We start from the raw sequence: 21,497 nt of genomic DNA, 5'->3' as shown, positions 1-21,497 counted from the left end.
CTCCGGCCGCGTCGGGTGGTCAGGTGCATGCAAGGAGTATGGCGGAATGAATATGACGGCAACCCAGGCAAGGCAGGACGCGGATCACTCCCAGGCTCGCCGTCCGGCCGACGAAGCGATCGCCGCGGATGCGCGCGCTCTTTCCGAACAATTGAAGGCGATGCGTGAGCGGCTGTTCCCGCCGACCGCGATGAAGACGCTACGAAGCTTCACCTCCGGCGAGGCGGCCAAACTGATCGGCGTCTCCGACGGCTATCTGCGCCAGCTCTCGCTTGCCGGAGAAGGGCCGCAGCCGGACACCGGGCTCGGAGGTCGCCGTTCCTATACGCTCACCGACATCAACGCGCTGCGCCGTCATCTAGCCGAACAGGCGCTGGCCAAGGGCAATGCCGCCAAGGCTCGCAGCTATCTGAAATGGCGCGACGCAGAGGCGGGCGAGCATCTTCAGGTCATCTCGGTCACCAACTTCAAGGGCGGCTCCGGCAAGACCACCTCGTCGGTACACATCGCCCAGTATCTTGCCATGACCGGCCACCGGGTGCTGGCCGTCGACCTCGACCCGCAGGCTTCGCTCTCGGCGCTCTTCGGCTATCAGCCGGAACTCGACCTCACCGGCAACGACACGCTCTACGGCGCGATCCGTTACGACGCCGAAGCCCGCCCGCTCAAGGACATCATCCGCAAGACCTATTTCGACGGTCTCGATCTCGTGCCCGGTAATCTCGAACTTCAGGAATTCGAACACACGACGCCGCAGGCACTCAGCGCCCGCCACAATGGCAGCGATGCCGGCCCACTGTTTTTCGCCCGCGTGCAGACCGCACTCGCCAGCGTCGCGGACGACTATGATGTCGTCATCATTGACTGCCCGCCGCAGCTCGGCTACCTGACGCTCTCGGCGCTCTGCGCTTCGACATCCGTCATCGTCACGGTGCACCCGCAGATGCTCGACGTCGCCTCGATGAACCAGTTCCTCTATATGACGTCGGATCTCCTCAGCGTCGTGCGCGAGGCCGGCGGCGAGCTGAATTTCGATTTCCTGCGCTACCTCGTCACCCGCTTCGAACCGAATGACGGACCGCAGGCGCAGATCGTCGGCTTCATGCGCTCCCTCTTCGGCGATCGTGTCTTGACATCGGCCATGGTGAAATCGACGGCGGTTTCGGATGCCGGCCTGACGAAGCAGACACTCTACGAGGTCGGGCGCGAGAATTTCACGCGCGCCACCTATGACCGCGCGGTCGAATCGCTGAACGCCGTCAACGGCGAAATAGAAGCACTCATTCATGCGGCATGGGGGCGCTGATCGACATGGCTGGTAACCGCAAGAACGAACTGCGCGCTCTTTTCTCCGGCAACGTGCCGGCATCGGCCCCGGCCGCGCCGGCTGACCAAACGCAGCCTGCCGCCGTAACGAACGCACAACCCGCCAAGCCATTGGCGGCCAAGGCGCCGCTCGCCGAAGTGCCGCGGGCAGCCTCTGGCGCGATCAAGGCCATGGGCCTTTCGCTCGGCACCATCACCCGCGAAGCGGAAGAGGCGCGCGTGCTGCGCGAAGCCTTGCACCAGGGCGAGCGCGTGGTCGAACTCGATCCGGACCTGATCGATGCCTCCTTCATCGAGGACCGGCTGACCGACGGCGAGACTGATGACCCGGACTTCCTGGCGCTCGCCGACAGCATTCGCGACAGCGGCCAGCAATCGCCGATCCTGGTGCGGCCGCATCCGGAGAAGCAGGGCCGCTACCAGACGGCCTATGGCCACCGGCGCCTCAACGCCGTCCGTAGCCTTGGCATCAAGGTCAAGGCGATTGTTCGGCCGCTGACCGACGACGAACTGGTGCTCGCCCAGGGCAAGGAGAACGCCGAGCGTCGCAACCTCTCCTTTATCGAGCGGGCGATGTTTGCTTCCGCGCTTGCCGACCGCGGCTTCGACCGCAAGGTGATCGGTGAGGCGCTTGCCGTACAGAAGAGCGAGCTGTCGCGTCTGATCCAGGTGGCCGAAGGCGTGCCTCCGGTGATCGCGCGCGCCATCGGCCCGGCGCCCAAGATCGGCCGCGAGCGCTGGATGGCGTTTGGCGCGCTGCTCGAAGACGATGCTGCGGTGCAGGTCGCGCAGGAGGAAAGCCGTTCACGCCGCTTCCTTGAAGCCGAAAGCGATCATCGCTTCCAGATTCTCTTCACCCGGCTGTCGCGCAAGCCGAAGTCGGAGACGGTGAAACCGGAGACGCTGGTCGACGCCGGCGGACGGGCCTTCGCCAAGCTCAAGCGCGATGGCAAGAACGCCCGAATCGAATTTGCGGCGGATGTCGATCCGTCTTTCATCGACGAGGTGGCTGAGCTGCTCGCTAAGCATCATGCCGCCTTTGCATCCGGCCGCGAGGGCTGACGACGGCCCCGCAACCAATTTCAGCTTAAATCCATCGCCATCCCCCGTCTAATCACCGGGGATGTTCGCGTTTCAGAGCTTCGGCACGGATCCTGTGGTAACTGGGGCGCTTTTTGGAAGCATAAATTAGGTATGAAAAGTATAACATCGCCTTTTGCAGTTGTGGATCAGTGAATACTTTTGTCTGTGAGGTGCGGCGTATAGAAGAAATACAGCCGGCGCGACGACGCGTCGGTCCGCGGGGAAATACAATACGGTCGGCAGGTCCTGGGACAGTCCGAAGAGCTCCGTGGGCGCCTGACCGAGGCACATCCGCGTTGCGGAGAAAAACAGCTCGCCCAGCTCGTTAGTCTGCGATGTCAGGCTCAAGCCTTGAGGGGTCATTGATACACCGAGCCGCGCCCAGTTCCGTGTCTGTCCAGCTCTTCGTGGTCCCAGCTCCTTACGGGGCCGTCCGATCCGGTCCAGAGCGACAGCAGTACGTCCTGTGACACGCCGTCGATCGTCCAGGTGGAGCGGATATCAACCTGCGCCTGCTCGTTGGCGGGGAATTGCGCGAACCTGCCGGACGGCGTCTCGTTTAGCAGTCCCAACAGACCGAAGATGGCCTCCAGCACTGTCGTCTTGCCATAGGCGTTCTTCGCCAGCACCATGTAGATGTTCGCCGGGCCTGCGGCATAGGGATCCTGTGATCCGGACTCAATCCCGAAGAAATCAAGTTCGCGCTTACCGTTACGGAACGGGCCCAGCTCGTCGACCGTCAGACGGATCAGCTTCCAGTCCGAAACCGTTATATTCTGCTTCTCTATCTCAGTGTCTCGTTGATGTCTGAGGGTAGAACCCTGCTGGCGAAATGACACCGTGGGCTCAACCCCACTGCCCCAATTGCGCGTTTTTTTCCGACTTGCATCACGCCACTCGCGGAGATTGCGATTGCGGGATCAGCCGAATAGTCTCACCAAACAGTCAGCAGAGGGCGGCCATGAAACCTATCGTTCTGATCGCAGCTATGGATGCGGGCCGTGCTATCGGCAGAGGCAACGATATTCCATGGCACATCTCCGGCGTTTTCAGGGATCTGACAATGGGGAATGCCCTGATCGTGGGGCGCATGACCTACCGCTGAATCACAGAAATTGAGGATGAACCCAATTAAATGCAAAATGACATGTGACTTCGTCACGAGGCACTACCGTGCGGGGACCCGGTCTCCCGGTCTCAATCCGCTCCGTAGGAGCCTGCCCTACTGCCCGGACTATGGAAAGCCTGCTGGAAATAGGAGCGAAGCGCCGTCATTGCCGGCGTGAACTCGGTGCCTCTGCGCCAGGCGAGGCCGACATCCATCGCCGGAACCGCGTCGCGCACGTCGATCGTTTCGATACGGCGCCCTTCCAGCGACCAGGGTCGGTGGACCATGTCGGAGAGGATCGCCACGCCCTGGCCGTTGGCGACCAGAGAACGAACCGCCTCGACCGACGACGTCCGAAGGATGACCCGCGGCTGATAGGTCGATGCGCTCCAATATTTGAGCGAGGTGTGCGCGGCCTCGTCGACCGTTAGCATGATATAGGGTTCCTGGGCGATCTCGCGAAAGCCGACAGTGTCGCGCGCGAGCAGCGGATGCTGGGCCGGAACCCAGAGCCGTCGCGTCGAGCTCATGAGCTTCTCGGTCGTGAGCGCCGGATTGAGGATGTTGGAGGTCAACAGCACGGCCATGTCGTAGCGATTGGTCAGCAGGCCCTCCTCGATCGATTCGCGATTGAGCTCGAAGAGCTGAACGTCGAGTTTCGGGAACAGCCGCCGCAGCCGCTCGATGTGTTGCGGCAGAAAGTAGCCGATCACCGTGTAGGTAGCGGCGATGGCAAGGGTGCCCTCGACTGAGCTGCTGACGACATTGAGATGTGTCGCCTCGTCGACCTTCTTCAGAATTTCATAGGCATGCGAAAGAAACTGACGGCCTGCCATGGTCAGGTCCATGCCGCTCGGCGTCCGCAGGAACAGACTGGCCCCGACGATGCGTTCCAACTCCTTGATCGCGGTGGTAATGGCCGATTGCGAAATGGAGAGATCGATAGCGGCCTGCGAGATCTGCCCGAGTTCGGCGGTCGCGACGAAATAGCGAAGCTGGCGAAGGCTGATCGACATCGATTTCTCTTCTGATTTTTCGATAATGCGTGCCAGTGAATCAGAAAGTCTGCTGTCTTCTTATGCAGACAATTGATCGAAACACAGGCAGACTGGCTTAAGTGCAGATTCCAACAGTATTTTCTCACAGGCGATGTTGCAACTGCGAATTCTGAAAATCAGATATGCGGCATATAAAAATAGAATTTTTCAAATGCACGAAGTGCGCCTAGCGTTCCCTTCATTGAAAGTTCGGTCGCCTTTCGAGGTGGCCTTGATCGAAGGGAATGATTTTGCTCGAGGTCGTCGACATCAACTGTGACATGGGAGAGGCCTTCGGTCGCTGGCACATCGGCGACACGGACGATGCGACCCTGATGACGCTGATCAGCTCCGCCAATATTGCCGCCGGCTTCCACGCCGGAGACCCCAATCTGATGGACGAAACCGTACGGCTCGCTGCCGAGCATGGCGTCGGCATCGGGGCGCATCCGGGCTATCGTGATCTGCAGGGCTTCGGTCGCCGCAAGATCGGCGGCACGGCACGCGAGCTGGTCAACGATATCGTCTACCAGGTCGGCGCTATCCGGGAGTTCGCGAGACGCCATGGCGCCAGCCTGCAGCATGTCAAGCCGCACGGCGCCCTCTACATGGAGATGGCCGTCAACCGCGAGCTTTCACAGATCTTCCTGCAGTATATGCGCACGGTCGCTCCGACGGCGTTCGTTTTCTGTATGGCGGGCTCGGAGACGGAAATCGCTGCGCGCGAAGTCGGGCAGCCGGTCATTCGCGAATTCTATGCAGATCGCGACTACGACGATAGCGGCTCGATCGTCTTCACCCGCGACGCCGGTCGTCCCGATGCAGCAGCGATCGGACGAAAGGTGGTGCGCGCCTGCAAGGAAGGTCGCGTGCGCACAGTAACCGGTAGCGACGTCGACATCGCTTTCGAATCCATCTGTTTCCATTCCGACACGCTCGGCGCACTCGATATCGTGCGCCTCATGCGGGAAGCGCTTGCGGCGGAGGGTATCCGCATCGCTCCTGTTTCACAGCTCAAGACCAAATGACAAAGCGGAGGCAACCATGAGCAAGCACGAAATCCGATCGCCCCTTCCAGGAACCTTCTATCGGTCGTCTGCTCCGGATGTCCCGCCCTTCAAATCGGACGGCGATGCCGTGGCCTCGAACGAGGCGATCGGGCTGATCGAAGTGATGAAGACCTTCCAGGAAATCCAGGCCGGAGTTGCCGGAGGCAGCATCCGCTTCCTCGTCGACAATGAGGAGCCAGTCATGGCCGGTCAGGTGATCGCCGAGGTGGAACAATGACGATCCGCTCGGTCCTGATTGCCAATCGCGGCGAGATCGCGGTGCGTATCATTCGCGCAGCAAAGGCGCTCGGCATCCGCACGGTCCAGGTCTACAGCGCTGCGGATGCGGATACACTGGCGGTGAAGCTCGCGGACGAAGCCATCGAAATCGGCCCGCCGGCGCCGAAGAAATCCTATCTCGACATTGCCGCCGTTATCGCCGCTGCAAGACGCGCCGGCGTCGACGCCGTGCATCCGGGCTACGGCTTCCTGTCGGAGAACGGCGATTTCGCCGATGCGGTGGTGGCTGCCGGCATGATCTTCGTCGGCCCCTTCGGCGATGCTATCCGGCTGCTTGGCGACAAGGTGCAGGCGCGCGCCGTCGCCGAGAAGGCGGGCGTGCCGACAGTGCCCGGCAGCAACGGCCGGATTTCGAGCGTGGAAGAGGCGCATGCGGTAACGGCGAAGACCGGGTTCCCGGTCATGATCAAGGCAGCCGCGGGCGGCGGCGGGCGTGGCATCCGCATCGTCAACGATCCGACGGAACTCGACACGCAATTCCCCCAGGCGTCGGCCGAGGCGCTCGCCTCTTTCGGCGACGGCGGCCTCTACCTCGAGAAGGTCATCACCCGCGCACGCCATGTCGAAGTGCAGATCCTCGGTGACGGCGAGAACTTCGTGCATTGCTTCGAGCGGGAGTGCTCGCTGCAGCGCCGCCGCCAGAAGGTCTGGGAGGAGGCGCCTTCCTTTCTCCTGCCCGCCGATGTGCGGCGGAAGCTGTGCGACAGCGCGGTGGCGCTCGCCCGGACCGTCGGCTATCGCGGCGCCGGCACGGTCGAATACCTCTATGACGACGAAACGCGAGACTTCTATTTTATCGAGGTCAACACCCGCATCCAGGTCGAGCACCCCGTTACCGAAATGATCACCGGCATCGATCTCGTCCAGGAGATGTTTCGCGTGGCTGGCGGCGCGCCGCTTTCAGTGCGCCAATCGGATATTTCGGTTCACGGCCACGCGATAGAGTGCCGGATCAATGCCGAAGACCCGGCGCGCGGATTCATGCCGGCGCCGGGCAGGATCACGCGCTTGGCCGTGCCTGAAAGCGAGGGCGTTCGTTTCGACACGATGCTTTATGAGGGCTACACCATACCGCCCTTCTATGACTCTCTGCTCGGCAAACTGATCGTCTGGGGTGAGGACAGGCCGGCGTGCCTCGCCGGACTGTCTCGGGCGCTTGCAGATCTGAAGATCGAAGGCGTGCCGACAACGATTGCGCTGCATCAGGCACTGGCCGCTGATGCGGACGTTGCTGCCGGTGCCTTCCACACCCGCTTTCTCGAGACATGGCTGGAAACTGAGTTCGCCGCGCCAGGCGGCCACACCGCGGAGGTCGCGTGATGCCGACACGTTATACATTCGGGGGTGACGAGCATCTGTTCGTCGAATGCAGTGACGAGATGTCGCTCGAAGCGTTCTTCAAGAGCCTGTCCATGGCAAGAGGCGTGCGGGAAAGCCGCATCCGCGGTGTCACGGAGATCTGCCCGGCGAACGCTTCCTTCCAGATCAAGTTTAATCCTGACGTGATCAAGCCGGACGATGTGCTGAACGAAGTTCGGGCGATCGAAGGCGCTGCGGAGCGGGCCGAACCGGTCATCCGCACCCGCATCGTCGAGATCCCGGTCTTCTATAACGATCCGTGGACGCACGAGACGCTGATGCGCTTCCGCGAGCGGCATCAGGACCCGGGCGGTACCGACCTCGACTATGCGGCACGCATCAACGGCTACGATGCGGTTGGCGATTTCGTGGCGGCCCATTCCGGATCGCCCTGGTTCGTCTCGATGGTCGGCTTCGTCGCGGGCCTACCTTTCATGTACCAGATGGTCGAGCGCCAACGGCAGATCGAGGTGCCGAAATATCTGCGGCCGCGGACCGATACCCCGAAGCTGACGGTTGGCCATGGCGGTTGCTTCGGCTGCATCTACTCGGTGCGAGGCGCCGGCGGCTACCAGATGTTCGGCATCACGCCGATGCCGATCTTCGATCCGACGCAGACGACCAGCTATTTGCGCGATTTCATGGTCTTCTTCCGCCCCGGCGACATCGTCAAGTTCAAGCCGATCGACCGCGATGCCTACGATCAGGCGGTGGAGGACGTCGACAAGGGACGCTTCGCACCGCCGATCCGCGACGTCAGTTTCGATCTGCGCGAGTTCCAGAAGGACATTGCCGGCTATAACACCAAGCTTGAGGGCGTGCTCAATGGCCATTAACGTGCTGCATCATGGTCTGGCGACCACCATCCAGGACCTCGGCCGCCCCGGTTACTTCCATCTCGGAATTCCACTCGGCGGGGCAATGGATCGCTATGCAATGCGGGCCGCCAATCTGCTCGTCGGCAACGAAGAGGGGGCCGCCGGGTTGGAGGCTGTCTTCCTCGGGCCGAAGCTCGAATTCACCGAAGATGCGGTCGTCGCCGTCACTGGCGCCGACATGCCGGTCAAGGTCGACGACGTCCTCCAGCCAGGATGGACGGCTTTTAAGGTCAAGGCCGGCCAGACCTTAAGTTTCGACTTCCTCAAGTCCGGCGCGCGCATCTATATCGCCGTCTCCGGCGGCATCGACGTGCCGGAAGCACTCGGCAGTCGCTCGACCTATCCGATCGGCGCGCTTGGTGGATACAAGGGCCGCGCACTTGCCGCCGGCGACGTGCTGCCGGTAGGGCAGGCTCGCGCCGCCCGAGAGGGACTAACGGTTGACGAAAGCTTGCGCCGCAAGCCGGCGGCACCTGCAGCCCTGCGGGTGCTGCCCGGTCTCTACTGGGATCGCCTGACGGACGAAGCGAAGCAGAGCTTCTTCGCCGACGAGTGGAAGGTCGCACCGGAAGCCGACCGCATGGGCTATCGCTTCCGCGGCGGCCGCAAGCTGAGCTTCGTCGATCGCGACCAGCCTTTCGGCGCGGGCTCCGATCCCTCCAACATCGTCGATAGTTGCTATCCCTACGGCTCGATCCAGGTGCCGGGAGGTACGGAGCCGATCATCCTGCATCGCGATGCCGTATCGGGCGGCGGCTACTTCATGGTCGGAACAGTGATCTCGGCGGATATGGACCTGATCGGCCAATTGCAGCCGCACACGCCGACGCGCTTTGTCGAGGTGACGATGGAGGAAGCGCTGGCGGCCCGCGCCGTAGAAAGCAAGCGGCTCGAAGCGCTGCGGACCGCCATCGCTACAAGCGTGTGACGCAGCTGGCGATCGGACGCGAGAGCATCCGGTGGCCCTCGGCCGCAAGTAGCACGATCACTGCAACCGAATAGGCGTTGTGAAGACAGGAGGAAAAACGGTGAGGAGGGCGGACCTGATTTTGCGACCGGCGGCTGCGTCCGCACGGCTTTGCCGCGCCCGTTTCGAGCCAGCGAACTCCCTACTCGACAACACGCGTCAGATAAGCGGCGGTGACGCTGGGACCGGGGATGATCGCCACGATCTTCATCTGCGCGATCGTGCGGTTCAGCGAAGCGTCGATATGATTTTCGAGCATCGACGCGGCGGCCGAATTGGCGCCGCGCGCCATAAGCTCGACGATGAGTTTCAGTTCGGCGATGACAGCCGGATCGCCCGGCAGCCCCAGTTGCCGAAGCAGCCTTTCGGTGGCGGTGACCGGCAGGAGATTGTTGCGGATCAGTTCACGCAGGCGTTCATTCGGCATGGCAAGGACGCAAGCCTCGGTGAACTCCACGAGGATATCTTCAAGGCCCAGCCAGCCGTCACCGTCTTGTGTCTGGCCGAACTCGACGAGACGGTTGAAAAGTGCCGCAAGCCGGTCGCGGTCGATATGCGGCGCGCCAAGGGCCAGCGCCTGCGGCTCCAGCAGCCGGCGCAACATGAAGTGATCCTTTACCGTCTGGGCCGTGAGCGGACCTGCGACCCAATGCGAGCTCTGGTTCTTGCGCACGAGTCCACGCTCGCGCAATCGGGTCAGCACATCGCGCACGACCGTCCGGCTGACGTTGAAGTGGTTGGCGAGCTCGTTTTCGATGATGCGGTATTGGCCGAAGATCACGCAGCCGGCGACGTCGTTCTCGATCTCGTCGTAGATGCGCTCCCAGGACGAACGGCTTTGCAGTGCCTCGTCGGCGTGTTGCGGCACGATGAGGCCGAGCGTCTTGATGTCGGTGCGGTTTGGCTCGATCGCCCGACCGGGAGGGCCGACAAGATAGCCGCGTCCCTTGAAACGGTGTACGAGCCCGTCGCTTTCGAGCTGCAGCAGGGCGCGCTGCACCGGCGCGCGGGAGATTTGCAAGATATCGGCGATCGGCCCTTCGAGCAGAACAAGACCGGGCGGCAGGGTGCCTTCGGCAATGTTCGTGCGCAGCACATCCTCGGCAATCTCGTATCGGCGTTGCGGATTCTGGCCGAGGCGTGGCTCGCTCATGCGGTCTGGCATCTTCCGTTTGGCTGGCAATGTCGTCCCCTTTCTTTACGCCACTTGCCGGCGACCGTGACAGTGCAAAATAAATGCATATTGCATACAAATGTGCAATTTTTCTCTGCGCTTGTCCATTGCATTGTCGCCGAAAGGTGGGGTGCGCGAGAATGATCTACCGGGCGGCGGCGATGGTGAAGCTGTAGTCTGATTGGAGATCTCCTGCGGTTTCGCCCTGAGAAGCACCGCAATTGCGCGGTTTCTTCATCTGTGGAGCGCCGGCGGCTCGGGTGCAGGGCGGGCGGTGTGATGTCGTATCCGCGCCGTCAGAATGTCATTCATTCACACCCGGCAAAAACCGATAAAAGTCTATTGCATACAAAAATCATTCATGTCATGGTTCGTGACATGCAAGCGCTCAGAAGAAGCGCGCAAGTGGAACTTATTTTTGAATCGCAGAGGACCGTCATCTCAGCCGCGCATGTGACCCATGCGTGATCGCTATCGCATGTGCGTTCGGACGCCTGATCGGTGCCGGCGAGGGCGAAGCATTGGCTCGTGGGCGGTCGGCGACAACGGGCAGGAAAGCGATGTCGACAGTCCTACAGCTCAAGAACGTCACCAAGGCCTTTGGCGAGATGCGTGCGCTCGTTGGCATCGATCTCGCATTGCCGGGCGACGCCTATATCTCGCTTCTCGGACCGAGCGGCTCCGGCAAGACGACCTTGTTGCGCGTGATCGCCGGTTTCGAGGACCCGGACGGCGGCAGCATTCTCTTTAACGGCAAACGCATCGACACGGTAGCACCGCATCAGCGTGGCATCGGCTTCGTGTTCCAGAACTTCGCGCTGTTCCCGCATCTCTCTGTCGCCCAGAACATCGCCTTCGGTCTGGAAAACCGCGAGGTTGATGCAGTGACGGACCGTCGCGTGATCGAGGGCCGGATTAAGGACATCATCGCTCTGGTTGGCCTAAGCGGACTGGAAGGCCGCGCCGTCACGCAGATCTCAGGCGGTCAACGGCAGCGTGTCGCGCTGGCGCGAACGCTCGTCACCGAGCCGCGCATGGTCCTGCTCGACGAGCCGCTCGGTGCACTCGATGCCAATCTGCGCGCCCGCATGCGCACCGAACTTCGCGCGATCCGGGAACGCTGTGGCGTGACCTTCCTGCACGTGACCGGAAGTGAGACCGAAGCCTTGGCAATGGGCGACACGGTGCTGGTGCTCGATGGCGGCCGCATCGCGCAGTCGGCCGATGCCGACACGATCTACAACCGCCCGGCGTCACCGGCGGTCGCCCGCTTCCTCAATTGCTACAACCTCTTTCCCGGACGCCTCGAGGGCGGCGCCTTCGTCGGCAGCGCCGGGCGCTTTTCGCTGGGCAACCGCCCGGCAACCCGCGCGACGCAACCGGCCTATGCGATCCGTTACGACCGCGTTGCCGTACGCCCGCGCGAAGCGGCGATCGGGGATGATGAGGTCCGCGTCGAAGGCAATTTCGTCGCCAGCGAGTATTCCGGCGCTGCGGTCAATTCCTTCTTCACCCTGGATGACGGGCGGGTCTTCGAAGTCGAGACCCATCTCAGCCATGCCGCCCCCGAAACCTATGAGGATCAAGGCCGCTACGCGCTCGTCTGGAAGCGGGAGGACGCCCTTGTCTACGCTTGAAACAACAATGTCTGAAGCGCCCGAAACTGAAACTGCCAAAGCCGGTGCTTCGGTGCTGCGCTGGTCCCCGGAGATTGAGAGATGAGCATGATGGCCGTTGCGGAACAGACGGAAGCGGAAACGGTCACTGAGAGGAAGCCAACAGGAAAGGCGCTATGGCTGCTCGCCCCTGGCATCCTCTGGATGGTCCTGTTCCTCGTCCTGCCGATGCTGATGATGGTCTATGTCTCCTTCTGGACGCAGACCACCTTCAAGATCGAGCCGACGCTGACGCTGAAAAGCTGGGTCACCTTTTTCACCAGCGATACCTATCTCGGCGCGCTGTGGACGACGGTGCGCATCTGGCTGATCGTACTCGTCGCGACCGTTCTCGTCGGTTATCCGGCCGCGCTCTACGTCGGGCTCTTCGTCAAGAACAAGGCGCTGCAGACGGTTCTGCTCGTCCTTTGCGTCATTCCCTTCTGGACCTCGTTCCTCATCCGCGTTCTCGCATGGCGCCCCATGCTCGGCAAGGAGGGGGCGATCAACATGATCCTCATGAATCTTGGCATCACCGATGCGCCGATCGAGGTCCTCTTGTTTTCCGAGCTCTCGGTGATCATCGGCATGACGCAGATCTATTGCGTCTTCATGGTCGGGCCGATCGCCTTCATGCTCGGCCGTATCGATCATTCCGTCATCGAGGCGGCGCAGGATCTGGGCGCCGGCTTCTGGCGGATCTTCCGCGCGATCATCCTGCCTCTTTCCATGCCGGGCGTGGTCGTCGGCGCGATCTTCGTCTCCGTCATGGTACTTGGCGAATTCGCCACCTCCGCCGCGCTCTCCGGCCGCAAGGTCAACCTGCTCGGCAACATCATCGTCACCCAGGTCGGCTCGTTGAAATGGGCATTTGCCGCGGTTGCCGGCGTCGTCCTCACCATCCTGATAGGCGCGGTCATCGCCGCGCTCCTCAGGGTCGTCGACCTCAGGAAGGAACTCTGATCATGAACGCCCGCGGCATGAAACTCGGCCTCGGCGCCTACACCGCGCTCTTCCTGGTCTTCCTCTACGGACCGCTTGCGGTGCTCGCGATCCTCTCGTTCCAGACCGGACCGGAAGGCGGACCGCAGTTCCCGATCATCGAGTGGTCGACCTATTGGTATCAGCATCTCTTCGGCCTGACGCCGCCGTCGCGCATTGCGCCGTTGCCGATCGAACAGGCGCTGGTGCGCTCGCTCGGTCTTGCCTTGATGACCATGATTGTCTCGACCGTTCTGGGCGTCACCGCAGCGCAGGCCTTCCGCCGCAAGTTCCGCGGTTCGGGCGTGGTCTTCTATCTCATCGTGCTCGGCATGATGGTGCCCGGCGTGCTCGTCGGTCTCGGCATGGCGCTCGTTGCCAATACGCTCGGCATCGATCGCCACTGGTGGGGCACCGCCTTCGTGCTGCATGTGGTCTATACGTTCCCCTTCGCCTTCCTAGTGATGCTTGCGATCTTCAACCGCTTCGACCCCAGCATGGAAGAGGCATCCTGGTCGCTTGGGGTCACCCCGACGCGCACCTTCCGCAAGGTGACGTTCCCGCTGATCTTCCCCGGCGTGCTCTCGGCGATGCTCTTTGCCTTCACGCTCTCCTATGACGAGTTCTCGCGGACGCTCTTTGCCTCGGGCCGTGATCTGACGCTGCCGCTCGCGATCTACGGCACCTTCTCGGTCGAAGTGCATCCGAACGTCTTCGCCTTCGGCGTGCTGACGACGCTCTTCTCTTTCGCGCTGCTCGGTACCTATGCCGCCTTGATGACGCTGTCGGTGCGCCGCGCCAAGCGCGTTGCGATCCAGGAGGAGGCGTAATGGCAGAGGCTTCTTCTCCGGCCGCGATCGTCACCGGCGCCGGCTCCGGCATAGGTCGTGCCATCGCCTTGAGGCTCGCCACTGACGGATATGCCGTGCTGGTCAACGATCTCTCTGCCGAGCGCAGCCAGGCCGTCGCCGCCGAGATCATCGCGGCAGGCGGCCGGGCGACCGCGGCGGCCGGCGATGTTTCCAGCGAGGCCGATGTTCGCGGGATCGTGGAGGTTGGCCAGCGGGCCCATGGCACGACAACGCTGCTCGTCAACAATGCCGGCATCGCCCATCAGGCGCTGTTCGAGAACCTCGAGGTCGGCGACTTCGACCGCATGTTCGCGGTTCACGTGCGCGGAACGTTTCTGATGACCCGGGCGGTGCTGCGCCCGATGCTTGAGCGCGGCGTGGGCGTGGTCGTCAATATCGCCTCGCAGCTCGGTCAGATCGGTGGCGTCGAACTCGTCCACTATTCCGGGGCTAAGGCTGCGATCATCGGCATGACCAAGGCACTGGCCCGCGAGGTGTCGAGCCGCGGCGTTCGCGTCAATGCCGTTGCGCCCGGGCCGATCAATACGCCGCTCGTCATGGAACTCTCGGACGACTGGCGCGCAGCCAAGAAACAGCAATTGCCGCTCGGCCGCTTCGGTGAGCCGGAAGAAGTCGCAGCCACGGTGTCCTTTCTGGCATCGCCGGCAGCAAGCCTCTTCGTCGGCCAGACGCTAGGGCCGAACTCCGGCGACGTGATGCTTTGACAGGAAAGATGCAATGACAAATCCTCCCAAGACCTCCCGCATTGTCATCGTAACCGGCGCCGGCATCGGTATCGGCCAGGCAACCGCCAAGGCCTTCGCAGCCGTCGGCGACCATGTGATTGTGACCGATATTCTCGAACGCGAGGGCGCGGCCACCGTCGAGGCGATCCGTGCAGCCGGCGGCTCGGCCGAGTTTGCCTATTACGACGTGCGCTCGACGTCGGCGACGGATGCGCTGGTAGCCGATATCGAAAGCCGCCACGGCCATATTGACGTTATCGTCGCCAATGCCGGCATTGCCCACCGCACGCCGCTTGGCCAACTGACCGACGACAAGTGGGACCTGACCTTCGACATCGACTTGAAGGGCATCTTCCGGCTTGCGCGGGCGGCAGCCCCCGGCATGCGCCGCCGCGGCAAGGGAAGCATCGTCGCGCTCTCGTCGATCATGGGCGTCGCCTATGGCTGGGACGAACACGTCCATTATTCCGCCGCCAAGTCCGGCGTCGTTGGCCTCGTGCGCGGACTGGCGGTCGAGCTTGCGGCTGATGGTGTGCGCGTTAATGGCGTTGCGCCCGGCTACATCCGCACGGCGCAGCTGCTGTCTGAAGAAAATTCGCTAGGTCCGGTCGGCGCTGAAGCGGCCGCCGCCTTCATTCCGATGAAGCGGCTCGGGACGCCGGAGGACATTGCCGACGTAATCGCGTTCCTGGCGTCCGACGCCGCCCGCTACATGACCGGGCAGGTCCTGGTCGTCGACGGCGGCCTGCTGGTCGGGCGCTACTGACGTTTCTGAGATCGTGCGGCGGCCGCGTAGGGAGCGACTGAGCTCCATGCCGCCGGACTGAGTGCCGCGATGGCGGCGAATGATGAAAGGAGGCCGCTAAACGGCCTTCGGGGAACAACGAAAACTGGAGAAGAGACAATGCCTAGTATGGAACTCAATCGCCGCTCGCTCCTCAAACGCTCCGCCGGGATGATGGCGCTCGCGATCGGAGGCGGAACGCCGTTCCTCTCCTCGCGTGCAGCCTTCGCGCAGGCGAGCGATCTCGCCAGTCAGCAGCTGCGCACCATCGGCCTCTCGGTCACCGTGCAGGAACGCATCCTCGAGCAGTTCAAGGCAGCTGCCGGTGTCGGCGGCACCTCGGGAACGGCCGCCACTTTCCCGGATGCGCAGACGAAGATCCTCTCCGGCTCCAAGGACTATGATTGCTGGGAAATCATCGCTGAACGTCTGCCTTCGATCGTCATGACCAACAATGTCGAGCCGATCCCGGCTTCGGCGCTGAAGAACTGGGCGAACATCCGCGATACCTTCACCACAGCCAGCGACAAGTGGGATCGCGGCGCGCAGATCGTCGGGCAGATCTGGACCGACGACAGCCAGGCCTCGCTCAACATGGTGCCGGCCGTCTACAACTATGACTCCATCGGCTATAATCCCGACGTCCTTTCGGCCGAGGAGGCCAATAGCTGGGCGGCGATCTTCGATCCGAAGTGGAGGGGCAAGTCGGGCATCAACACCGATCCGCTGATCGCGATCGGTCAGGCGATCATGGCGATGAACTCGCTCGGCCTTTCCGACGTCAAGAATCCCGGCAACCCGACCGCGGCCGAGATCGACGAGGCCGCCGCCTTCCTGATTTCCAAGAAGAAGGAAGGTCAGTTCCGCGCTCTCTGGGGTGATTTCGGCGAGCTCGTCAACCTCATGGCATCGGGCGAAATGGTGGTCTGCGACGCCTGGCAGCCGGCCGTCATGGCGGTCAAGGCGCAGGGCAAGCCGTGCCGCTATGCCGTGCCGAAGGAAGGGTATCGCGGCTGGGCGATCGGACCTGCGATGATCGCCGGCACGACGAACAAGGAAGCCGTCATCGCCTATGCCGACTACTGGCTCTCGGGCGAACCGGGCATCACCGTTTCGGAGCAGGGCTACTACTCGCCCTCGACCAACATCAAGAACGTCATGGCGCCGGAAAAATATGCCTTCTGGTACGAAGGCAAGCCCTGGGTCGGTGCTGCGGAGCGCGGCATCAAGGAAGGCGACCTGCGTGACGGCGGCTCGCTCGAAGAGCGCGCCAAGAACGTCGCCTACTGGCACCAGTGGCCGGATGAATACGACCACCTGATCCAGAAGTGGGACGAGTTCCTGAACGCCTGATCGAACACGCCGGGCGGTGCGCCGCCTGGCTTTTGAAATATGGCGCATGGCCCCGAGCGACCATCCGGTCGTCTCACATACGAACCGCCGAGCGGTCGGGGCCATGTGCCGGATAGCTGCGATTTCAGACAAGCTCGGGAGAGCCACGATGATCTTCGACCTCGAACTCAACAATGTCGGCAAGGTCTATGACAACGGCACGCCTGCCGTGATCGACTTCAACCTGTCCGTCGCCAAGGGCGAGTTCATCGCGTTCCTCGGCCCTTCCGGCTGCGGCAAGACGACGACGCTCAGGATGATCGCCGGTTTCGAGGCGATCTCCTCCGGCGACATGCTGATCAAGGGCAAGCGGATGAACGACGTGCGGCCTGAGCATCGGCCGACCTCGATGATCTTCCAGAGCTACGCGCTCTTTCCGCACATGACGGTGCGCCGCAACGTCGGCTACGGTCTGGAGGTGAAAGGCATGGCCAAGGCGGAACGTGACGCGAAGGTCGACCGCATCCTGGCGACACTTGGCTTGGAAGACATTGCCGATAAGAAGCCCGACCGGCTCTCCGGCGGCCAGCGGCAACGCATCGCTCTGGCGCGCGGCCTGGTGGTCGAGCCCGATATTCTGCTGCTCGACGAACCGCTCGGCGCGCTCGACGCCAATTTGCGCAAGGCGATCCAGAACGAGCTCAAGCTGCTGCAGAAGACGCTCGGCGTGACCTTCATCTTTGTCACGCACGCCCAATCCGAAGCGCTTGCCCTGTCGGATCGTATCGTCGTCATGAACCAGGGGCGGGTCGAGCAGATCAGCCCGCCGCATCAGCTCTATACACGGCCGAATACGGCCTTCGTCGCCCAGTTCATCGGCAACAACACCATCTTCCACGGTGAGGTCGATGGTGCCTCCGGCGACCGGGCTCTGGTGTCGACTGCCGTCGGCCAATTGTCCGGACGCGTCAATGGCGCCTTCGCCGGCCGGTCATGCGTCAACATCGTCATTCCTGCGGAGGCGATCGAGGTTCACGCAGCCGCACGTGTCGACCGCGACCGTATTGCCGCGAACTACGGCGGCAACGTCGTCGGCGCCAACGTGCGGCGCTTCGACGTCGTCGGTCATGTTTCGCATCTGACGGCGGCACTTCCGGACGGACGCACCGTCTCGCTGGAGGCCCATGTCGACAAGTACCAGCCCGACGCCTTCCCCGTCGGTGCCGACATTCTTCTGAGCTGGCAGCCGGGTGAAGCAACCGTCATCCCAGCCTGACTTTTTGAACGAAAAACACGAAGGAGACATACCATGGCCAAGGAAATCCTCTGCAGCTTCGGCATCGACGTCGATGCGGTTGCCGGCTGGCTCGGATCCTACGGGGGCGAGGATTCGCCGGATGATATCTCGCGCGGTCTTTTTGCCGGCGAGGTCGGCAGTCCGCGGTTGCTGAAGCTGTTCGAACGTTTCGGCATCAAGACCACCTGGTTCATCCCCGGGCACTCGATCGAGACCTTCCCGGAACAGATGCAGGCGGTCGCCGATGCCGGACACGAGATCGGTATTCACGGCTACACCCACGAAAACCCGATCGCCATGACCCGCGAGCAGGAAATCGAAGTGCTCGACAAGTGCATCGAGCTCGTCTCCAAACTGTCGGGCAAGCGGCCGACCGGCTATGTCGCCCCCTGGTGGGAATTCTCCAACGTCACCAACGAGCTGCTTCTCGAACGCGGCATCAAGTACGACCACTCGCTAATGCACAACGACTTCACGCCCTATTATGTGCGTGTCGGCGACAAGTGGACCAAGATCGACTATTCGAAGAAGCCATCGGACTGGATGGTGCCGCTCACGCGCGGCAAGGAAACCGATCTGATCGAAATCCCGGCCTCCTGGTATCTCGATGATCTGCCGCCGATGATGTTCATCAAGAAGTCGCCGAACAGCCATGGCTTCGTCAATCCGCACGACATCGAGCAGATGTGGCGCGACCAGTTCGACTGGGTCTATCGCGAGATGGACTATGCGGTGTTTCCGATTACCATTCACCCGGACGTCGCCGGACGCCCGCAGGTTCTGATGATGCTCGAGCGGCTCTATGCCCACATGATCAAGCATCCGGGCGTGAAGTTCGTGACGATGAACGAGATCGCCGACGATTTCGCCAAGCGCTTCCCGCGCAAGAAATAGCCAGCCCAAGGGGGCGGTTTGCCGCCCCTTTAGACCTTTTTGAACGGACAGCATCATGTGTTCCCTTTGCGGCATCCTCGGCGGCAACGAACATTGGGCGGACGCCGTGGCGCGACCCGGTGTCTTCACCCGCAATGTCGAGCGGATCGATCGCCGGCGTGAACGGGCGAACCGTGTGCGCATCGCCAACACGATGCTTGCCCGCTTCGGCCTGACACTTGCCGATTGGCAAGGCGCATCCTTCGTGCTGTCGACGAGGACGGGCAAGAGCGAGATCATCGAGGATCTCGGCCATTTGTGGCCGGCGGCCGAACGGCTCTGCGGCCGGATCTGCGATCCGCTCGATCCTGCCTTCATTGCCGTGGCGGAGGAAATGTGATGGCCGAGGAGATACCGCTGCTCACGCCCATCAACCTTTTGACCGGCTTCCTCGGATCGGGCAAGACGACGCTGCTGTCGCGGCTGCTTGCCGACCCGGCGCTCAGCGACGCCGCGGTGCTCATCAACGAGTTCGGCGAAGTCGGTCTCGACCACCATCTGGTCGAGCGTATCGACGACACCATGGCGCTGCTGCAGTCCGGGTGCCTCTGCTGCACCGTCCGCGGTGAACTCGCCGACGCCATCAAGGACCTGCATTCCAAGCGTGAGCGCGGGCTCGTGCCGCCGTTCCGGCGCGTGGTCGTCGAAAGCACCGGGCTCGCCGATCCATTTCCGGTGCTGTCGACGATCAAGGCGGATCCGGTATTGCGCCATCACTTCCGGCCGGGAAACGTCATTACCACGGTCGACGCCGTCAACGGCCTGACGCAGCTCGAAACCTACGTCGAATCCAACCGCCAAGCTGCGGTCGCCGATCGCCTGGTCGTCACCAAGTCGGATCTGACCGATGCCGGCACCGTCGCGGCACTGTCGGACAAACTGCGGATCATCAATCCGGATGCGCCACTGGTGCTGGCTGGCGAACCGGACATCGACCTTGCCGCTCTCATCGACGAACGGCCGACGTTGCGCGCGAACGGCCTGCAGTCGGCGAGCGGTTTTTATTGCGATGCGCCGACGGTTCTGACGACGGCTGACGGTACCGCGCATACCTCCGCCGTGACCTCATTCGTGATGACGGTCGAAAGGGCGGTGGATTGGACCGCTTTCGGCCTCTGGCTGACGATGCTCCTCAATCGCCACGGCGAACGGGTTCTCCGGGTCAAGGGCATCCTCAATATCGCCGGGGAGGAGCGCCCTGTCGCCATCCACGGCGTTCAGCATCTGGTGCATACGCCTGTCCACATGGAGCGCTGGCCGGACGACGATCGCCGCTCCCGCATCGTCTTTATCGTTGACGATCTCGATGTCGGACTGCTCAAACGGTCGTTCGAGGCATTCGCGCTCGATCGGACGCCCGCATTCGCTTCGGGTGTTGCCGAAGAACCCGTTTTACAGGAACGCCTTTCGTCCCCATGAGCAAGCACAAGCCTGATCAAACGACAGTTGCCAACCCCGCCCTGCATCTGGTCGGACGGCCGAAGCTCAGGGTGCTCGGCACGGCGATTTCCTTGCTCGAGGAATTGCGGCTGCGTGCCGAAGAGGACCTCGGAATCGAGGTGGTGTTCGACAATAACGACTTCCTGACGACCCAGCACAAGGCGGCGCAGGAGCCGGACAGCTACGACATCTACGACCAGTGCTTTCATAATCTCGACATCGTCTGGTACTGGCGGGCGATCCAGCCAATCAGTATCGGCCGCATCGCGCTTTGGGACGAAATCAACGATCTGACGAAGACCGGGCATATAGGGCCTAATGCCCGGCTGGGGCAGGGGGATGCGCCGGTCAAGAAGCTCTTCGTCCAGCCAAATCTCGAACTTGGCGATACCCCGTCTACGTTGATCTCCATGCTGCCGACGACCCACAATTTCGACAGTTTCGCTTACCGGACCGATGTGGCGCCGAACTCTGTCGCGATGAACAGTTGGGCGGCGTTGCTGGACGAACGTTGGGCCGGTCGCGCCGCGCTGGTCGATGAGCCGGCGATCGGCATCTTCGACGCGGCGCTCGCCGCCCAGGCGGCTGGCCTCATGAGCTTCGAAAATATCGGCAGCATGAGCGTCGATGAGATCGATCGCCTGATCGGCCTCCTGGAGGAGCGCAAGAAGGACGGCTATTTCCGCGCCTTCTGGCGAACGGCCGAAGATGCAGCTCGCCTTATGCTCAGAGGCGAGACGGACATACAGAGCATGTGGTCGACGGGCATCAACATTCTCAACGGCCAGGGTGTGCCCGTCGAGCAGGCCGTGCCGGCCGAAGGCTACCGCGCCTGGCATGGGGGACTGTGCCTCGCGCGTCATCTCTCCGGTCGCATGCTCGACGTCGCCTATGAATATCTCAACTGGTGGATCTCCGGATGGCCGGGCGCGGTTGTTGCCCGGCAGGGCTATTACATTTCGACCCCCGAACGGTCCCGCGCATTCATGTCTGCGGCGGAGTGGGACTATTGGTATGGGGGGCTGCCGGCAGCGGAAGATTTGCCGGGGCCCGACGGTACGATCCGCATCAAGGCGGGCTCGGTGCGCAGCGGCGGCTCCTATTGGCAGCGCGCCAACTGCATCGCCGTCTGGAACACCACAATGGACGAGCACAATTATCTGGTCCGCCGCTGGATGCAGCTCGTGGAACGCTAAA

At 62.4% G+C, this 21,497-nt stretch carries 22 protein-coding genes; 19 read left to right on the top strand and 3 right to left on the bottom strand.

Annotated elements, in window-relative coordinates; all coding sequences use genetic code 11:
- The first annotated feature begins 52 nt into the window (after positions 1-52).
- Together repA and repB are read left to right on the top strand one after the other, a co-directional pair.
- Entirely contained in the window at positions 53-1,306 is a 1,254-nt protein-coding gene (gene repA / locus ACQ5BM_RS17710) for a plasmid partitioning protein RepA (protein WP_334198690.1), read from the top strand.
- 5 nt (positions 1,307-1,311) lie between these two features.
- Complete coding sequence (gene repB / locus ACQ5BM_RS17705) at positions 1,312-2,388, top strand: plasmid partitioning protein RepB (protein WP_429813782.1); 1,077 nt, start codon at positions 1,312-1,314, stop codon at positions 2,386-2,388.
- Positions 2,389-2,768: 380 nt separating this feature from the next.
- Here the strand turns inward: repB and ACQ5BM_RS17700 are convergent, their stop codons facing one another.
- Positions 2,769-3,248: a hypothetical protein gene (locus ACQ5BM_RS17700; RefSeq protein WP_429813779.1), complete on the bottom strand. Its 480-nt coding sequence runs from the start codon at positions 3,246-3,248 to the stop codon at positions 2,769-2,771.
- Between the two features lie 122 nt (positions 3,249-3,370).
- Here ACQ5BM_RS17700 and ACQ5BM_RS17695 point away from each other — a divergent pair, with 122 nt between their 5' ends.
- Positions 3,371-3,514: a dihydrofolate reductase gene (locus tag ACQ5BM_RS17695; protein WP_429813776.1), complete on the top strand. Its 144-nt coding sequence runs from the start codon at positions 3,371-3,373 to the stop codon at positions 3,512-3,514.
- Between the two features lie 92 nt (positions 3,515-3,606).
- On the opposite strand, the gene ACQ5BM_RS17690 is transcribed toward ACQ5BM_RS17695, so the two are convergent.
- Positions 3,607-4,533, bottom strand: coding sequence for a LysR family transcriptional regulator (locus ACQ5BM_RS17690; RefSeq protein WP_429813773.1), 927 nt, complete (start codon positions 4,531-4,533; stop codon positions 3,607-3,609).
- A 272-nt stretch (positions 4,534-4,805) separates the two neighbouring features.
- Between ACQ5BM_RS17690 and ACQ5BM_RS17685 the strand changes: the two genes are divergently transcribed.
- The 5 genes from ACQ5BM_RS17685 to ACQ5BM_RS17665 are packed head-to-tail and all read left to right on the top strand — an operon-like array spanning position 4,806 to position 9,068.
- On the top strand, positions 4,806-5,582 hold the full coding sequence (locus ACQ5BM_RS17685) for a 5-oxoprolinase subunit PxpA (RefSeq protein ID WP_429814452.1): 777 nt from the start codon (positions 4,806-4,808) through the stop codon (positions 5,580-5,582).
- 16 nt (positions 5,583-5,598) lie between these two features.
- Positions 5,599-5,841, top strand: a complete 243-nt coding sequence (locus tag ACQ5BM_RS17680; protein WP_429813770.1) for an acetyl-CoA carboxylase — start codon at positions 5,599-5,601, stop codon at positions 5,839-5,841.
- Entirely contained in the window at positions 5,838-7,223 is a 1,386-nt protein-coding gene (locus ACQ5BM_RS17675) for an acetyl-CoA carboxylase biotin carboxylase subunit (RefSeq protein WP_429813767.1), read from the top strand. The genes ACQ5BM_RS17680 and ACQ5BM_RS17675 overlap by 4 nt, the downstream gene beginning before the upstream one ends.
- Positions 7,223-8,098, top strand: coding sequence for a 5-oxoprolinase subunit B family protein (locus ACQ5BM_RS17670; protein WP_429813765.1), 876 nt, complete (start codon positions 7,223-7,225; stop codon positions 8,096-8,098). The genes ACQ5BM_RS17675 and ACQ5BM_RS17670 overlap by 1 nt, the downstream gene beginning before the upstream one ends.
- Positions 8,088-9,068: a biotin-dependent carboxyltransferase family protein gene (locus tag ACQ5BM_RS17665; RefSeq protein ID WP_429813763.1), complete on the top strand. Its 981-nt coding sequence runs from the start codon at positions 8,088-8,090 to the stop codon at positions 9,066-9,068. The genes ACQ5BM_RS17670 and ACQ5BM_RS17665 overlap by 11 nt, the downstream gene beginning before the upstream one ends.
- A 181-nt stretch (positions 9,069-9,249) precedes the next feature.
- Here the strand turns inward: ACQ5BM_RS17665 and ACQ5BM_RS17660 are convergent, their stop codons facing one another.
- A complete protein-coding gene (locus ACQ5BM_RS17660) occupies positions 9,250-10,260 on the bottom strand; it encodes a GntR family transcriptional regulator (RefSeq protein ID WP_429813761.1) in 1,011 nt (336 codons plus the stop codon).
- Between the two features lie 581 nt (positions 10,261-10,841).
- Between ACQ5BM_RS17660 and ACQ5BM_RS17655 the strand changes: the two genes are divergently transcribed.
- From ACQ5BM_RS17655 to ACQ5BM_RS17605, 11 genes are all read left to right on the top strand, one after another.
- Positions 10,842-11,918 carry an ABC transporter ATP-binding protein gene (locus ACQ5BM_RS17655; protein WP_429813759.1) on the top strand — a complete coding sequence of 359 codons (1,077 nt, stop codon included), beginning with the start codon at positions 10,842-10,844 and terminating at the stop codon, positions 11,916-11,918.
- Positions 11,919-12,008: 90 nt separating this feature from the next.
- Complete coding sequence (locus ACQ5BM_RS17650) at positions 12,009-12,899, top strand: ABC transporter permease (protein WP_429814448.1); 891 nt, start codon at positions 12,009-12,011, stop codon at positions 12,897-12,899.
- A gap of 2 nt (positions 12,900-12,901) precedes the next feature.
- Complete coding sequence (locus tag ACQ5BM_RS17645) at positions 12,902-13,747, top strand: ABC transporter permease (RefSeq protein ID WP_429813756.1); 846 nt, start codon at positions 12,902-12,904, stop codon at positions 13,745-13,747.
- Positions 13,747-14,493, top strand: a complete 747-nt coding sequence (locus ACQ5BM_RS17640; RefSeq protein ID WP_429813754.1) for an SDR family NAD(P)-dependent oxidoreductase — start codon at positions 13,747-13,749, stop codon at positions 14,491-14,493. The genes ACQ5BM_RS17645 and ACQ5BM_RS17640 overlap by 1 nt, the downstream gene beginning before the upstream one ends.
- A 13-nt stretch (positions 14,494-14,506) precedes the next feature.
- Positions 14,507-15,280 carry an SDR family NAD(P)-dependent oxidoreductase gene (locus ACQ5BM_RS17635; protein WP_429813751.1) on the top strand — a complete coding sequence of 258 codons (774 nt, stop codon included), beginning with the start codon at positions 14,507-14,509 and terminating at the stop codon, positions 15,278-15,280.
- A gap of 138 nt (positions 15,281-15,418) precedes the next feature.
- Positions 15,419-16,651 carry an ABC transporter substrate-binding protein gene (locus ACQ5BM_RS17630; protein WP_429813748.1) on the top strand — a complete coding sequence of 411 codons (1,233 nt, stop codon included), beginning with the start codon at positions 15,419-15,421 and terminating at the stop codon, positions 16,649-16,651.
- Positions 16,652-16,799: 148 nt separating this feature from the next.
- Positions 16,800-17,906, top strand: coding sequence for an ABC transporter ATP-binding protein (locus ACQ5BM_RS17625; RefSeq protein ID WP_429813745.1), 1,107 nt, complete (start codon positions 16,800-16,802; stop codon positions 17,904-17,906).
- 33 nt (positions 17,907-17,939) lie between these two features.
- A complete protein-coding gene (locus ACQ5BM_RS17620; protein WP_429813743.1) occupies positions 17,940-18,821 on the top strand; it encodes a polysaccharide deacetylase family protein in 882 nt (293 codons plus the stop codon).
- Positions 18,822-18,876: 55 nt separating this feature from the next.
- Entirely contained in the window at positions 18,877-19,200 is a 324-nt protein-coding gene (locus ACQ5BM_RS17615; RefSeq protein ID WP_429813740.1) for a hypothetical protein, read from the top strand.
- Positions 19,200-20,279, top strand: coding sequence for a CobW family GTP-binding protein (locus ACQ5BM_RS17610; protein ID WP_429813739.1), 1,080 nt, complete (start codon positions 19,200-19,202; stop codon positions 20,277-20,279). Before ACQ5BM_RS17615 ends, ACQ5BM_RS17610 begins: the two co-directional genes overlap by 1 nt.
- On the top strand, positions 20,276-21,496 hold the full coding sequence (locus ACQ5BM_RS17605) for an ABC transporter substrate-binding protein (protein ID WP_429813736.1): 1,221 nt from the start codon (positions 20,276-20,278) through the stop codon (positions 21,494-21,496). The genes ACQ5BM_RS17610 and ACQ5BM_RS17605 overlap by 4 nt, the downstream gene beginning before the upstream one ends.
- Position 21,497 lies beyond the last annotated feature (1 nt).

Source organism: Ensifer sp. B1-9 (assembly GCF_050474445.1).
In the GTDB taxonomy this organism is placed as follows: domain Bacteria; phylum Pseudomonadota; class Alphaproteobacteria; order Rhizobiales; family Rhizobiaceae; genus Ensifer.
Note: the sequence above shows the minus strand (reverse complement) of the source record. Positions and strands in the feature narration are given on the sequence as shown.

Excerpts from the sequence above, each read along its gene's own strand:
- repA (WP_334198690.1), top strand. The coding sequence starts at position 53 with ATGACGGCAACCCAGGCAAGGCAGGACGCGGATCACTCCCAGGCTCGC.
- repB (WP_429813782.1), top strand. The coding sequence starts at position 1,312 with ATGGCTGGTAACCGCAAGAACGAACTGCGCGCTCTTTTCTCCGGCAAC.
- ACQ5BM_RS17695 (WP_429813776.1), top strand. The coding sequence starts at position 3,371 with ATGAAACCTATCGTTCTGATCGCAGCTATGGATGCGGGCCGTGCTATC.
- ACQ5BM_RS17690 (WP_429813773.1), bottom strand. The coding sequence starts at position 4,533 with ATGTCGATCAGCCTTCGCCAGCTTCGCTATTTCGTCGCGACCGCCGAA.
- ACQ5BM_RS17680 (WP_429813770.1), top strand. The coding sequence starts at position 5,599 with ATGAGCAAGCACGAAATCCGATCGCCCCTTCCAGGAACCTTCTATCGG.
- ACQ5BM_RS17675 (WP_429813767.1), top strand. The coding sequence starts at position 5,838 with ATGACGATCCGCTCGGTCCTGATTGCCAATCGCGGCGAGATCGCGGTG.
- ACQ5BM_RS17670 (WP_429813765.1), top strand. The coding sequence starts at position 7,223 with ATGCCGACACGTTATACATTCGGGGGTGACGAGCATCTGTTCGTCGAA.
- ACQ5BM_RS17665 (WP_429813763.1), top strand. The coding sequence starts at position 8,088 with ATGGCCATTAACGTGCTGCATCATGGTCTGGCGACCACCATCCAGGAC.
- ACQ5BM_RS17660 (WP_429813761.1), bottom strand. The coding sequence starts at position 10,260 with ATGAGCGAGCCACGCCTCGGCCAGAATCCGCAACGCCGATACGAGATT.
- ACQ5BM_RS17655 (WP_429813759.1), top strand. The coding sequence starts at position 10,842 with ATGTCGACAGTCCTACAGCTCAAGAACGTCACCAAGGCCTTTGGCGAG.
- ACQ5BM_RS17650 (WP_429814448.1), top strand. The coding sequence starts at position 12,009 with ATGGCCGTTGCGGAACAGACGGAAGCGGAAACGGTCACTGAGAGGAAG.
- ACQ5BM_RS17645 (WP_429813756.1), top strand. The coding sequence starts at position 12,902 with ATGAACGCCCGCGGCATGAAACTCGGCCTCGGCGCCTACACCGCGCTC.
- ACQ5BM_RS17640 (WP_429813754.1), top strand. The coding sequence starts at position 13,747 with ATGGCAGAGGCTTCTTCTCCGGCCGCGATCGTCACCGGCGCCGGCTCC.
- ACQ5BM_RS17635 (WP_429813751.1), top strand. The coding sequence starts at position 14,507 with ATGACAAATCCTCCCAAGACCTCCCGCATTGTCATCGTAACCGGCGCC.
- ACQ5BM_RS17630 (WP_429813748.1), top strand. The coding sequence starts at position 15,419 with ATGCCTAGTATGGAACTCAATCGCCGCTCGCTCCTCAAACGCTCCGCC.
- ACQ5BM_RS17625 (WP_429813745.1), top strand. The coding sequence starts at position 16,800 with ATGATCTTCGACCTCGAACTCAACAATGTCGGCAAGGTCTATGACAAC.
- ACQ5BM_RS17620 (WP_429813743.1), top strand. The coding sequence starts at position 17,940 with ATGGCCAAGGAAATCCTCTGCAGCTTCGGCATCGACGTCGATGCGGTT.
- ACQ5BM_RS17615 (WP_429813740.1), top strand. The coding sequence starts at position 18,877 with ATGTGTTCCCTTTGCGGCATCCTCGGCGGCAACGAACATTGGGCGGAC.
- ACQ5BM_RS17610 (WP_429813739.1), top strand. The coding sequence starts at position 19,200 with ATGGCCGAGGAGATACCGCTGCTCACGCCCATCAACCTTTTGACCGGC.
- ACQ5BM_RS17605 (WP_429813736.1), top strand. The coding sequence starts at position 20,276 with ATGAGCAAGCACAAGCCTGATCAAACGACAGTTGCCAACCCCGCCCTG.